12 protein-coding genes are annotated in these 13029 nt (G+C 64.9%); 8 read left to right on the plus strand and 4 right to left on the minus strand.

Features of this window, described 5'->3' with window-relative positions; genetic code table 11:
- On the plus strand, positions 1–2692 hold a 2692-nt coding region (locus Q1J95_RS09780), incomplete at its 5' end, for an SdrD B-like domain-containing protein (protein ID WP_300267328.1).
- 156 nt (positions 2693–2848) lie between these two features.
- Here the strand turns inward: Q1J95_RS09780 and Q1J95_RS09785 are convergent.
- Entirely contained in the window at positions 2849–3859 is a 1011-nt protein-coding gene (locus tag Q1J95_RS09785; RefSeq protein WP_300267329.1) for a hypothetical protein, read from the minus strand.
- A 224-nt stretch (positions 3860–4083) separates the two neighbouring features.
- Between Q1J95_RS09785 and gnd the strand changes: the two genes are divergently transcribed.
- The 3 genes from gnd to Q1J95_RS09800 all read left to right on the plus strand — a co-directional run bounded on the left by gnd (position 4084) and on the right by Q1J95_RS09800 (position 5965).
- A complete protein-coding gene (gnd, locus tag Q1J95_RS09790; RefSeq protein ID WP_300267330.1) occupies positions 4084–5145 on the plus strand; it encodes a phosphogluconate dehydrogenase (NAD(+)-dependent, decarboxylating) in 1062 nt (353 codons plus the stop codon).
- A gap of 66 nt (positions 5146–5211) precedes the next feature.
- A complete protein-coding gene (locus Q1J95_RS09795; RefSeq protein WP_300267331.1) occupies positions 5212–5505 on the plus strand; it encodes a hypothetical protein in 294 nt (97 codons plus the stop codon).
- A gap of 55 nt (positions 5506–5560) precedes the next feature.
- A complete protein-coding gene (locus Q1J95_RS09800; RefSeq protein WP_300267332.1) occupies positions 5561–5965 on the plus strand; it encodes a hypothetical protein in 405 nt (134 codons plus the stop codon).
- Positions 5966–6033: 68 nt separating this feature from the next.
- Here Q1J95_RS09800 and Q1J95_RS09805 read toward each other — a convergent pair whose 3' ends face one another.
- Positions 6034–7848 carry a class I mannose-6-phosphate isomerase gene (locus Q1J95_RS09805; protein WP_300267333.1) on the minus strand — a complete coding sequence of 605 codons (1815 nt, stop codon included), beginning with the start codon at positions 7846–7848 and terminating at the stop codon, positions 6034–6036.
- The gene (locus Q1J95_RS09810; protein ID WP_300267334.1) at positions 7845–8750 is read right to left on the minus strand and encodes an ROK family protein; all 906 of its coding nucleotides are present in this window, start codon (positions 8748–8750) and stop codon (positions 7845–7847) included. The genes Q1J95_RS09805 and Q1J95_RS09810 overlap by 4 nt, the downstream gene beginning before the upstream one ends.
- 136 nt (positions 8751–8886) lie before the next feature.
- On the opposite strand from Q1J95_RS09810, the gene Q1J95_RS09815 reads away from it, so the two are divergent.
- Together Q1J95_RS09815 and Q1J95_RS09820 are read left to right on the plus strand one after the other, a co-directional pair.
- The gene (locus tag Q1J95_RS09815) at positions 8887–10185 is read left to right on the plus strand and encodes an extracellular solute-binding protein (protein WP_300267335.1); all 1299 of its coding nucleotides are present in this window, start codon (positions 8887–8889) and stop codon (positions 10183–10185) included.
- Positions 10182–11105, plus strand: a complete 924-nt coding sequence (locus tag Q1J95_RS09820) for a carbohydrate ABC transporter permease (RefSeq protein WP_300267336.1) — start codon at positions 10182–10184, stop codon at positions 11103–11105. Before Q1J95_RS09815 ends, Q1J95_RS09820 begins: the two co-directional genes overlap by 4 nt.
- An 89-nt stretch (positions 11106–11194) precedes the next feature.
- On the opposite strand, the gene Q1J95_RS15700 is transcribed toward Q1J95_RS09820, so the two are convergent.
- On the minus strand, positions 11195–11275 hold the full coding sequence (locus tag Q1J95_RS15700) for a hypothetical protein (protein WP_366945550.1): 81 nt from the start codon (positions 11273–11275) through the stop codon (positions 11195–11197).
- 110 nt (positions 11276–11385) lie between these two features.
- Between Q1J95_RS15700 and Q1J95_RS09825 the strand changes: the two genes are divergently transcribed.
- Positions 11386–11919, plus strand: coding sequence for a carbohydrate ABC transporter permease (locus Q1J95_RS09825; protein WP_366945551.1), 534 nt, complete (start codon positions 11386–11388; stop codon positions 11917–11919).
- Positions 11916–13029: AGE family epimerase/isomerase (locus Q1J95_RS09830; RefSeq protein ID WP_300267338.1), on the plus strand; the 1114-nt coding region annotated here is incomplete at its 3' end. The genes Q1J95_RS09825 and Q1J95_RS09830, both read left to right, overlap by 4 nt.

Below are 13029 nucleotides of genomic sequence, written 5' to 3' on the forward strand. Positions count from 1 at the left end.
CACGACATTCGCGCACTCGTTCGCCGCGGAGGCGAACTCGGTCTACACATTCACGTACAAGGCGAAGATTGCCGACGCTGCCGCGCTCGAGGCAATTCGCGAGCAGCTGCAGACCGCATACGACAACGTCGACGAGGTCGACGGCGGCGACTACGCCGTGGGGCTCACCAATCAGGTCGACGTCGACGGCAACGAGCACTCCACGACCACGACGATCAGCGGTCACGTCGACGGCATCGAGCGTCCCGGCGTCGGCGAGGGCTTCAGCAAGAGCGCTGACCCGACGGCCGTCACGATCGACGAGCAGCTCGCGGCGGGTGACTCCCTCGTCGACGGCATCCCCGTGACGTATACGCTCGGCGCCGACCTGAGGATCTTCACCGATTTCAGCGACAGCTACTTCGCTCTGGAGCGCAACGTCGTCATCCGTGACACGCTGCCGAACGAGTCGTCCTGGAACGTCGACGCAGACGGCTTCATCCGACTCGTCGACCAGAACGGTGATGAGGTCGCCCTCGCGCCAGCAGGCGAGGACTTCGGAAACCCCGAGGCCGATATCGCCGCAGACGAGTACGTGCACACCTACGTCGTCGATGGCCAGAGCCTCTACATCAACATCGGTAACGACGTCACGAAGTCGTACACGCTGACGGCGGAGGCGACCATCAATGCGTTGCCGGAGTGGGCGAGCCTCGACGGCCTGTACGCCACGGAGTACCGCGCCGAGAACAACGCCTACTTCGTGTGGGGCCCTGACGGTCAGTACACCGGGAAGGGTGCCTCGACGACCATCACGGTGCCCAAGGACCTCAGCGGCGGCGTCGATGACCCCCAGCGCTTCGCGAAGACCACCGATGACGCCGCCGTGCGGGTGACCGCAGGGCAGTCGGCGCTCGTTCCCTACACCTTCACGATCGGCGCGGATGTCAGCGACGCCGCGTCATCGCGCATCGTCGATGTCGTCGACCACACGGTTTTCGATGTGACGGAAGAGACGCTGCCCGCGATCCAAGAGTCGATCACCGGCATGTATGCGTGGAACTATCCGCTCGACGGCGGCACGTTCGACGTTTCGCTTGACGCCGACGGCAACCTCGTGATCGCACCGAACGAAGCATTCCCGAAGGATGCTTCGTGGGGAGAATCCGCCGAGGCACCGTTCACCGGCACGTGGACGATCACGCTCGAGCTGCCCACGCACGTGTTCGACGGCAAGCAGACCATCGAGGTCAACAACGCCGCCCGCTACGAGGGTGATGACCTGGAGGTCGTCTACACCTCGACCTCCAACACGACGGCGACGAGCTACGGCGATGAGCTGGAGGTTCGCAAGAACGTCTACGACGCTGTAAACGACGCGTTCACCACGAACCTGCGGGCTGAGGTCGACGCCGAAGGAAATCTGACGCAGAGCGAGTTCATCTATCGAGTCGAGATGATCCCGCACGGCAGCTTCAGCAACATGGTGACCGATGTCGTCGATGTTCTGCCTGAGGGCGTCGAGTTCGTCGGTTTCGTCACACCAGAGAACGTCGCCGCGGGCGAGGTGACCCCCGGTGACAGCTTCGTGATCCCCGGTTCGAGCATCACCGCGGTGCACGATCCGGCAACGGGCACGGTCACGATCGAGAAGGGCAAGCTGGTCGTCGGCGAGACGGTTCCCGCGTTCTTCAAGGTTCGTGTGACCGACTTCGAGGCGAACGTCGGCATCACCAACATGATCGAGTCGGTCGGTGCGACGATCACGCCGACCAACGACTATCCGTTGAGCCTGCTCAAGCGCGACAGTACCGACTCGACCAAGCTGATCACCGATGCGGATGCGCGTTTCTCGGTGCTGGCAGAAGACCAGCAGACGGTCGTGCTGAGCGATCTGCGCGTCGTCGACGGAAAGCTCGTCACGGCGGCCGGTGAGACTCCGGTCGTCACCGAGATCGGCACGTACTGGCTGCGCGAAGACGTCGCCCCGGCCGGGTATCAGAAGACGTCAGAGCTCAGCGAGATCACAGTTGACGAGAACGGTGGCTCTGCCGATGTCGTGCTCTTCAACACCCCCGGCGAGACCGTCGAGCCTGAGAAGGACTACGCGATCGGTGACGTGACGTGGATCGACGCGAACAAGGATGGCGTGCAGGATGACGCCGAGCAGGTGCTGCCCGGTGTCACCGTCGAGCTGATTCAGAACGGCGAAGTCATCCGCACGACGACCACGGATGACCGCGGCCGTTACATCTTCGATCAGCTGCCGGCGGGTGAGTACAACGTGAAGTTCACGCTGACGGATGCGCAGAGCGAGATCTACACGTTCACCCAGCAGGATGCCGCCTCAGATGACGCCATCGATTCGGATGCCGACACCCAGACGGGTCTGACGCAGACGATCGTGCTGGGTCCGGACAACGTCTACCTCACCCACGACTACGAGTGGAACGAGGTGCTCGCCTCTGAGGGCATCGACCCGACGTGGGACGCCGGTGTGATCGTGCGCGAGCCCGTCGACCCCGACCCGGTCGACCCGGTCGAGCCCGAGCCGGTTGACCCTGAGCCGGTCGACCCGGCCCACCCCGGAACGCCCGGCGTGAACGAGCTGCCCCAGACCGGTGGCGCGCTTCCGCTCGGTCTTGCCGGTGGTGCGCTGGTGCTGCTGCTCGCCGGTGCTGCGATCTTCTTCTGGAGACGCCGCACGGTGTGACGTAACTGAAGGGGCGCGGGTCGGCTTTGCCGGTCCGCGCCTTTTCGTGCCCGGCCCCGCCCCTGCGCGCCCGGTGACAAACGTCTTGCGACATGAGAAACGTGTTCCCACGACGTTTGTCATGCGGCAGGACGTTTCTCGCTGAAGAAGCGCCTCCTACAGCGTGACAACTCCACTCGCCCAGGCGATGCCGAACCACACCAGGCCGACGACGACGGCCGGAACGACCGTTGCCACCCAGCGTCCAGTCTTCAGCCGCGCCCCGGAGTCGTCGATGAACGCGGCATCCTCGTGGCGCTCGTCGCGGTACTGGGCCGATTGGCGGGCCGTCCGCTGACCGAGCGTCGATCCCACGCGATAGGCGAAGTCGAGCACGCGGCCGTCCGTCATGTCGAAGGGCCTGCGGGCGACGATGAACATCCAGTCGTCGACGATCTCGATGTCGAAGCCGGGCGCTTCGTCGATCATGAGCGCCATGACGTCGGGGGTGATGATGTAGAGCGCATCCTGCTCATACTCGCCGGGGCAGTAGAGGCGGAACCACCGGTCGAAGTCGCCCTCGAGCGATAGGCGCTGGTCTGAGGCGAACGGCGGTGTGTATGCGCGCGTGCCGGCGTTCGTGGTAGATGCGAGGTACATGTGCGGCAGGGTGCGATCGAGCTGAATACCGACGAAACCGATCTCGCGTCTGCCGCGCGGGCCTTCGGTAGCCATGTACGAGTAGTTGCCTGCTTCGATGTAGCGCGGCTCGTGCACGTGTGCGCCGTTCTCGACCCAGGCTTGGCGCCCGGTGCGGAACAGCGTGCCCGCGAAGTCGCTCGGATCCCACGCGAAGTTGTAGTGCCACCCGCGTGAGAGGGCGAGGTCTGCGGCCGCGCGCCGACGGCGCCATTTTCTGCTCAGCATCCACACGCCATAGGCGATCGAGGCGAAGAAGAACACCGCCCCGACGATCGCGAGCAGGCTCACCCAGAACTGCTCCATGCGTTTTTCCGGTGTCGCGGCCTGGTCGATCGTGACGAGCATCAGATAGGCGATGGCGGCGAAGATCAGGCCGATGATGCCGAGCAGGATCGAGAACGGCGCAATGCGCTCTGTGCGGCGAACACGCGGCGCGGTGGCCAGGACGCTTCGACGAAAGGCATGTGTCGACTCGATTCCGGTCATGAGGAGAGGTTACTGCGTGGGGTGGCGCCTGCGGTCGCGAGAAACGTCTTCCCGCATGACAAACGTGTTCCCACGACGTTTCTCATGCGGCAGAGCGTTTCTCGCCAGGCGACCGGATGCCGCGCCCGAGCGGATGCCGCCCCCATTGAACCCGGCCCATCGGCGTGCGAAGCTGAAGCCCGGCGGAGCAGTCGCCCGTCGGGAACCGACGTGAAGGAGCACTCATGCAGCTGGCGATGATCGGTCTCGGACGGATGGGCGCGAACATCGTGCGTCGTCTGATGAAAGACGGTCACGATTGCGTCGTCTATGACGTGAACCCCGACGCGATTGCGGATCTGGCTGACGAGGGAGCGATCGCCGCCGAGAGCCTGGCCGACATGGCGAGCAAGCTGCAGAAGCCGCGCGCCGTGTGGATGATGGTTCCTGCCTCTCTGACCGGGTCGGTGGGAGAAGAGGCCGCCGAGGTGCTGGAAGCGGGCGACGTCCTGATCGACGGCGGAAACTCGAACTATCGCGATGATGTGCGCCGGGCGGCGGCGCTGCGCGAGCGTGGAATCGACTACGTCGACATCGGCACGAGCGGCGGGGTGTTCGGCCTCGAGCGCGGGTACTGTCTGATGGTCGGCGGGCCGGATGCCGCGGTGAAACGCCTCGAGCCGATTCTGCGCACGATCGCCCCGGGCGCAGGAGAGATCGAGCGCACCCCTGGTCGCGAAGGCGAGCTCGCTCCTGAAGAGCAGGGGTTCTTGCACTGCGGTCCGTCGGGGTCAGGGCACTTCGTGAAGATGGTGCACAACGGCATCGAGTACGGCATCATGGCATCGATCGCCGAAGGTCTGAACCTGTTGGAGAATGCGGATGCCGGCGTGCGCGAGGCCGAGCATTCGGCCGAGATCGCGCCGCTGGAAGAGCCGGAGTTCTACCAGTTCGACATCGACACCGCGAAGGTCACCGAGCTGTGGCGCCGTGGGTCGGTCATCTCGTCGTGGCTGCTCGATCTGACCGCTGCCGCGTTGAACGAGAACCCGACGCTGGACGGCCTTGCCGGTCGTGTCTCGGACTCGGGCGAGGGCCGTTGGACGGTCAAGGCCGCCGTCGATGTGGGCGTGCCGGTTCCGGTGCTCGCCGCATCCTTGTTCGAGCGCTTCGCATCGCGCGACGAAGACCAGTTCGCCAACCAGGTGCTCTCGGCGATGCGCTTGCAGTTCGGCGGGCATAAAGAGCTTCCCGCAGGTGACGTTCTCGAGGCGGGCGGTCGCAAGACCGATACCGGAGGCGCGTAGGCGCGGGCCGGACGACACGTGCGTCGGTACCTCGCGGGACGAGCGAGCGTGTGCGAGCGTAGAGGTATGCATGATCGTGCTCCCGAACGCCGCAAGGTGACCGTTATCGGTGGTGTCGTCTTCAACCCGTGGGTGAACATCTCTGTGTCGGCGGTGCTGACGATCGCGCTCGCCTGGATGACGGTGTGGTTCTGGGGGCTGTGGACGGAAGCCGTCGCCGCTCCCGCTTATGAAGATCAGGGTCTCGACATCGCCGGTGCCCTCATCGGCGTCGTCGTTGTCGCCTTGGTGACGGTGGTGCTTTTCGCCGTGACGATCTGGCTCGTCATCTGGTGGGCCAGGCGCGGGTGGAAGATCTGAGGGGCGGATGCGCCAGCGCGCCCCTTGCGCACGGTTGCTGACGGGAGGCGGGTTCATGACTGGTCGTATGCAACGGGCATCCGCGGTGGGCGCCGCGCTGGCGCTGACGGCGGTGGCGTTCACGGGGTGCGCGGCGGCATCCGAATCACCATCGTGTGAAGAGGTGATGGCGCAGGCGTCATACGAGGTGATGAGTCAGCTCGCGGCGGCTGGCGTCGCCTCAGATCCGGCTGAGCTTCGGGCGGCGATGCCGCGTGAGGTCACCGATGACGTCGATGAGAGGCCGGAAGTGACGCTTCCGTCGTACGAGGTCTTCACGACGGAATACTCGGATGCCGAGCAGGCGACGCTGCGCAGCGCATTGACCTCGGCGTCGGTCGGCGTCGGCGAGGTCTTCGACGCCGAGCAACTGTACTCGACGATGGCGGCGCACGGCGTGTGCGAGGGCGAACTGCCGTAGCGAATCATCAATGACACGAGGCGCGGACCGTCGATCAGGATGATCCGGGTGATCGCAGATTCCGCCGGTCAGCGGTCGCTCGTCCGCGAACCCCTGACGTACGCCTTGATCGTGGCGAGGCGTTCGCTCTGCGACCGCTCGGTGCGCTCGATCCGATAGGCGCCCACGGATGCCGGAACGATAAAGGTCTCCGCGTAGTGCACGACGAAGGGTTCGAACGCTCCAGTGGGGCTCACGATGCGTGCTTCGTCGCCCTCGACCAGGTTGAGCACATTGACGGTGTCTTCGGTGTCGTGGTCGGCATGCTGGGTGAACCAGTGCCGTCGAGTCTCGATGAACTCGAGCTCGTGAAGCCCGGTGCGCTCTTCGACGACGTCGCCGTCTGTGCGCAGCGTTTCGACCTGATCGATGAGGTGCTCATCGACCCATTCGGTGTCGCGGTCCCACTGGATGTTTCGGATGCCGTGATCCAGATGCACGGGGCGTGGGACGCCGTCGAGCCCCAGGCGACCCCAGTCCCACAGCTTGAATGTGAACGTCGATGGGGTCGCCGAGATCTCGAGAACCATCGAGTTCGCGCCAGAGCAGTGAATGGTGCCGGCAGGGATCGCGAAGTGATCGTGCTTGCGGGCCGGGAAGGAGTTGATGTACTTCTCCGCGGGGAATGGCGCACCGCCCTTTTGCGCGGTGTGCAGATCGTCGATCATCTGCTGCTGGTCGATCCCGGTCTTCGTGCCGAGGAAAACCACGGCGTCGTCGTCGGCGTCGAGCAGGTAGTAGCTCTCGTCCTGCGTGTAGGCCATGCCGAACGTGTTGCGAATGTAGTCCTGCAGGGGGTGCACCTGCAGGCTGAGGTTTCCGCCGCCCATCGTGTCGAGAAAGTCGAAGCGAATGGGGAAGTCTGCGCCGAAGCGCGAGAAGTTCTTCGCTCCCAGCAATTCGACCGGCTGTGCGAAGACAAGATCGATCGAGGGAACCTCGATGACGCCGCCGTCGCCTTCGAGCAGCAGCGAGTTCTCTTCGGGCACGCAGTCGAAGCACCAGGCGAAGTTGTCCTGCGCAGGGTCGAGCCCGATGACCTTCTTCATCCACTGGCCACCCCACACACCGGGGTCGAAGAACGGCACGACGCGAAACGGCCGGGTAGCGGCATCCTTCATCGCCTGACGGAAGGCTTCGCCGGTGATCATCCCCGCCTCGGGAGAGTCGGGATGTGTCACAGCGGGAGCGATCGCATTACCGTCGACGACGAAGTCGAGCGTGTCGAAGAGCGCGCGCTTGTGCCGGTCGGCGGTGCGCCACTCGACGTAGAAGCCGCGCTTGTACTTGCGCAGCCCGTCTTCGTTCGCGTTATCGGCGCGCCAGTTGGTGGCACCGCCGCGCTGGCGCAGCTGGATCTCCCAACGGGCCATGTCGACAAGCACGGTGGTGGAGTTCTCTGCGTCGGCGGCGAGCAGCCCGGCGCCCCATCCGATGACGACAGTGGATGCGGTGAGACTTTGGGCCAGAGCGGAGAGGCGGTCAGCGTCGTAGAAGTCGCTGAGCGCGAAGTGACTCATGACACCGAGCACGCGGTCGTCAGTCAGATGCGGGCGGATGAGCTGTTCGTACTCGGCCACGGGAAGGGCCGCGTCTTCGACGCTGACGATGTGCCACTCCGGAAGCGCTTGGCGTACCTGCTCGGTCAGAGCTACCAGGTCGACGCCAGGATAGGCGTCGATGAGGAGAGCCCCACCGCGTTCGGTCGCTGTGGCCGCGGCAGACTGCCAAGCAGCTGTTCCTCGGAGGATGCTCGCACCGCTGGGCAGCGCCACCGTCGGCTGAAGGTCGTAACGACCGCGGTCGCCGTGGTTATCGTGCAGGTCGTTGATCGGGGTGGTCACTGTGTCTCCTGGTCGGATCGGTTCTGAGGTTTGACGTGCATCTGTCGGGCGAGCGTGCTCATGCCGCGGACGACGGAGTATTCGGGCTCCGGCGGCACGACGAAGCGCGGAGCAGTCATCGACTGCCATAGATGGTCGCGAACGTACGCTTCGATCGGTGCGCGCACGGCGTCACCGGCGCGCAGGATGCCGCCCGAGAGGATGGCGACCGACGGGTCGTACATGTGGATCAGAGTGACGACGGTGGCACCCCACACGTGCAGGAAGCTGTCACGGAGATCGGTGTGGTCGTCCTCGTGGAACAGCTCCTTCACAGAGGCGGGCCCGTGCGCTGAATCGGTGTGACTCAGTGCCCACGTACTCGCGAGCGCCTCCGCGCATCCGACGTTTCCGCAGGGGCAGAGTCGAGCACCGATGTCGGTGGTGACATGTCCGCCGAGGATTCCCGCGTGGCCTGTGGTGCCCCGAAGCGGGATGCCGTCGATCATCGCGGCCGTGCCGATGCCGGTGCCGAGCGTGAGCAGAACGGCATCGCGCTCGCCGGATGCCGAGCCGGCGGATGTCTCGCCGATAAGCGCGGCGCGGGCGTCGTTCTCGACGACAGCGGGGAGGCCGAAATTCCTGGCCGACCATCCCTGCAGGTCGAATTCGTTCAGAAACCCGTATTTATCGTTGGCGTGCAACATGCGACCGGTTGCGGGGTTCACCACACCAGGAACGGCGATTCCCAGTGCGGTCGGCACGGCCTGTGTGCGTGCGATCAGAGCTTCAGCCGCGGAAGCGGCCTCGTCGAGATCGCGGGCATCGCCCTGGACGGCGCGCGTGTCGGAGCCGAGGATGCGGGCGCTGTCGATGATGGCGAGCTTGATCTCGGTGCCACCCAAGTCGATGCACAGTTCCATCGCATCCTCCAGTCTGAGCAATTCGTTGGTAACGTTATCAGACGTCGCGCGACTGTCAACCATCCCGGCTTTGTGAACTCCGCTCTTGACGTTCCGGTCGATGCTGGTATCGTTACCAAAGATCGAGGAGGATCACATGAGGCGCACAAGCACAGCAATGAAGAGATTCGGCGTGTTGGGAACGGTACTTGCGATGACACTCGCCCTCGGCGCGTGTTCGCAGGGTTCGGCGAGCGGCGGCGGGGGCGGCGACAGCGGCACCGTGAGCCTGAACGGTGACCGTGCCGACTTCGCCGACGGATTCGCGCTCGCGAGCGATGAGCTTGAAGAGCTCACCGGCTACGGCCTGGACGCGCGGGACGTGCCGTCGACAGAGAACTACCAGCAGATCGTCCGGTCTTCGCTGAAGACGAACAGCACCACGGATATCGTCAAGTGGTGGAACGGCTACCGCCTGCAAGAGCTCGCTCGCTCCGGCGGTCTGGCCGACCTGAGCGACGAGTGGGACAAAGCGGTCGAAGAGGGCTGGGTGAATCCCGACACCCGCGACAGTTTCGCCTATGACGACAAGGTATACGGCCTGCCGATCTACAAGTCGTACTGGGTGATCTTCTACAGCAAGCAGGTCTTCGCCGACGCGGGCATCACGCCGCCGACTACCTGGGCCGAGTTCGAGTCGAACAACGACAAACTCAAGGCCGCCGGGGTGACTCCGCTGTTCGCGACGCAGGAGGCCGGCTGGACGGCGTTCATCTGGTTCGCTGAGATCCTGTCGAAGCTCGACCCCGAGTTCTATCAGCAGCTCATGGACGGCGAGGCGAAGTACACCGATCCGACGGCACGCGAGGCCATGGAGATCTGGTCGGACATGTATGCCAAGGGCTGGTTCACCGCACCCGACACCGCGTGGGATACGGAGCCGGCGCTGTTCGCCGCAGGCACGGTGGCGCAGGTTCCGATGGGAACCTGGCGAAACGGCACGTTCGCGGAGTCGATGGATGAGTCCGAGTACGGTGCCTATCTTCTGCCGACCGTCGAAGAGGGCGTCACGCCCTCGGTGGTCGTCGAATCCGGCGTCATCAGCATGGCCGAGAAGGCGCCCAACCCCGAGGCCACGCGTGACGTGATGGCCAACTGGCTGAACCCGCAGGTGCAGCAGCCCTGGGTGGATGAGATCAAGGACACCTCCGCGAACCCCGAGGTCTCGACGGAAGACCCTGTGCTGTCGTCGGTGCTCGACCAGGTGCAAGAGGGTGAGCCGGTCGAGCTCGTGCGCTACTGGGAAGCGGGGCCGCCCGCGCTCATCGAAGGCGGGGTGCAGTTCCTCGGTGCGTTCATGGCGAACCCGACGCCGGAGAACATCGACCCGACGCTCGAGAAGCTGCAGCAGCTCGCCGACACGGAGTGGGCGAACTGGAAGGCCGACGCCCAGTGACGACGGAGACTGTCACGACGGGAAGGCGGGCCGGGACTCCCCGGCCCGCCGAACGCCGCGCCGGTTCGTTCGCCGGTCGTGTGCGCAGCATTCCCTTCCTGATTCCGGCCGTCGCGCTGGTCGGGATCATGTTGCTGGTGCCATTCGTCGCGACCGTCTATCAGAGCCTCACCAACGATGACGGCTTCAACGCCGAGTTCATCGGGTTCGAGAATTACGTCCGCCTGCTGCAGGACCCGCTCTTCGGCCGCTCCGTCCTGAACACGGTGATGTGGACTGTCGGCACGCTGATCCTGCCGGTCGGCATCGGGCTGCTCGTCGCGGTGTTCACCTCGCAGATGAAGGGCGGACGCTGGGTGCGTCTCGCCTTCGTGCTGCCCTATGCGCTCTCCGGCACCGCCACCGCCGTCATCTGGGGATTCATTCTGCGCTCCAACGGTGCACTGAACCAGGCCATTACCTTCTTCGGAGGCATCGCCCCCGATTCGGGCTGGCTGCTCGAGTGGCCCACGAACACGATCGTAATGATTCTGGCGAACACGTGGCAGGCGACGGGGGTCGCTGTGATCCTGTTCCTCGTGGGGCTGCAGGCCATTCCGCCCGAGACGGTCGAAGCCGGAACCCTGGATGGGGCGTCGGGCGTGCGCCTGTTCTGGAACATCATCGTCCCGCAGCTGAAACCCGTCACCGTCGTCGTGATCGGTATGTCGATCGCGAACAGCCTGCGGGTGTTCGACATGATCTGGCTGCTCACCAAGGGTGGTCCGGGCGGGTCGTCCGAAACCCTGGCGGTCACGATGTATCGCCAGACCTTTATCGTCAGCGACTACGGCTACGGCGCAGCTGTCGCCGTCGTGCTGACCATCATCGTCGTGGGCGCATCGTGGGCCTACTTGCGCCAGCAGTTGAAGGAGGTGTGATCGCATGTTCCGCATTGTGCGCAACGCCGTGCTCGTCGTGCTGGGTGTGCTGTGGCTCATCCCGGTGTACCTGCTGATCGTCAACGCGATCACGCCGCTTTCCGCATACGAGGGTGAGCCGTTGTGGCTGCCGGTCGGGTTCGATCTGTGGAATAACCTCGTCGCCGCATGGAATGAATCCTCGCTCGGACTCGGGTTGCTCAACAGCCTGCTCTACGCCACGGCATCCGCTCTTGTCGCTGTGCTCGCCGCCGGCCTTGCCGGGTTCGCGGTCGTGGCCATGCCCGTGCGCCGCCCGTCGCTGTGGTTCTGGCTCATCTACCTGGGCACACTGCTGCCGCTGCAGATCTTTCTCGCGCCGCTGTTCCAGGCGTACGTCAATACCAACCTTTATGACACGTCGCTCGGCATGATCTTGATCTACGGCGCGATCTGCGTGCCGTTCGCCTTCTTCGTCGTGCGCAACTACCTCACGACGATTCCGCCCGAGATCGCCGAGGCGGCCAAGCTCGACGGGGCCGGCTGGGGTCGGCTGTTCTTCCAGATCCACTTGCCGCTGATCCGCTCGGCGCTGTTCGCGGCGTTTATCTTCCAGTTCACGTGGGTGTGGAACGACCTGTTGTTCGGAATCACGCTGACGACGAGCCCCGACCGGCGGCCGGTCATGGCGGCATTGGCCGAGATCAGCGGCGGTTTCGTGAGCCTCGGCCCGCCAGTCGTGCTGACTGCGGCCTTGCTCGTCTCGCTGCCGACGGTGATCTTGTTCCTGGCATGCCAACGGTTCTTCGTGAGCAGCCTGCGAGCGGCGGCATGAGGTGGGGGTCTGCGGGAGAACCCGGGGCGCTCGTCGACAGCGATGCGCACCGCGCCGAGCTGACGGCTGAGACGGCCCGTCTGCTCGCCTTTTTCGAGGAGCCGAGCGGTATCGATCGGTTCCGGTGGCGCAGGGTCGACGGCAGCGTGGATGTCGATCAGCCGCTCGCGCTGTACAACGTCGGTCGGCTCGTGCACTGCTTCGCGATCGCGCAGCTGCTCGGGCATCCGCAAACCGGAGGATGGGCCGAGGACGGCGTGCGCGTGCTGCTCGATCGCTTCGTTGAATCGGAATCCCTCGGATTCGTCGATGCCGTCGATATCGATCAGGCGACGGTCGTTTCTGACGCGCGCACCACTTACGGGCACGCCTTCGCGCTGCTTGCCGGCACGACTGCGCGCCAGGCGGGCATCGCCGGGTCGGACGAGGTCGTCCGCCGCGCTGTGGAGGCGATCGACGCGTGGCTGTGGCACGACGACGTCGGAGCGGCCGTCGACGCGGTCGATCGTCACGGCAGGGTGCTCGAGGCCTATCGCGGGCAGAACGCGAACATGCACCTGACCGAGGCCTTTACTGCGGCGTACGAAGATGATCGCGACCCGAAGTGGTTGAGACGCGCCGAGCGCCTCGCGCAACGGCTCGTGGTGGACACCGTCGTTCCTCATGATGCGCGCATTCCTGAGCACTACGGTCCTGACTGGGTCATCGACCCCGACTACGGGCGCGAGACCCCGTTCGATCAGTTCCGTCCGTTCGGCACGATGCCCGGTCACGCGGTCGAGTGGGCGCGGCTGCTGTTGAACATCGGCGCGTACAGCGAGGTCATGCACGCACCGCTTCTCACGTGCGCGAAAGCGCTGTTCGCCGGCGCGTTGCGCGACGGACGAGAGGACGGGATCGCGGGGCTCGCCTATACCGTCGACTACGACGGAAACGTTGTCAGCCATGCTCGGATGCACTGGGTCGCGGCCGAAGCGCTGGGCGCGGCCGCGTGGCTCGCGCGGGCAACCGGTGAACCGGAGTATGCCGAGTACTACTCGGACTTCTGGCATGACATCACCACGTACTTCGCCGATCATCGGAGCGGTTCGTGGTGGCACGAGCTCGATG

This window comes from Microbacterium sp., assembly GCF_029263575.1.
GTDB lineage: Bacteria > Actinomycetota > Actinomycetes > Actinomycetales > Microbacteriaceae > Microbacterium.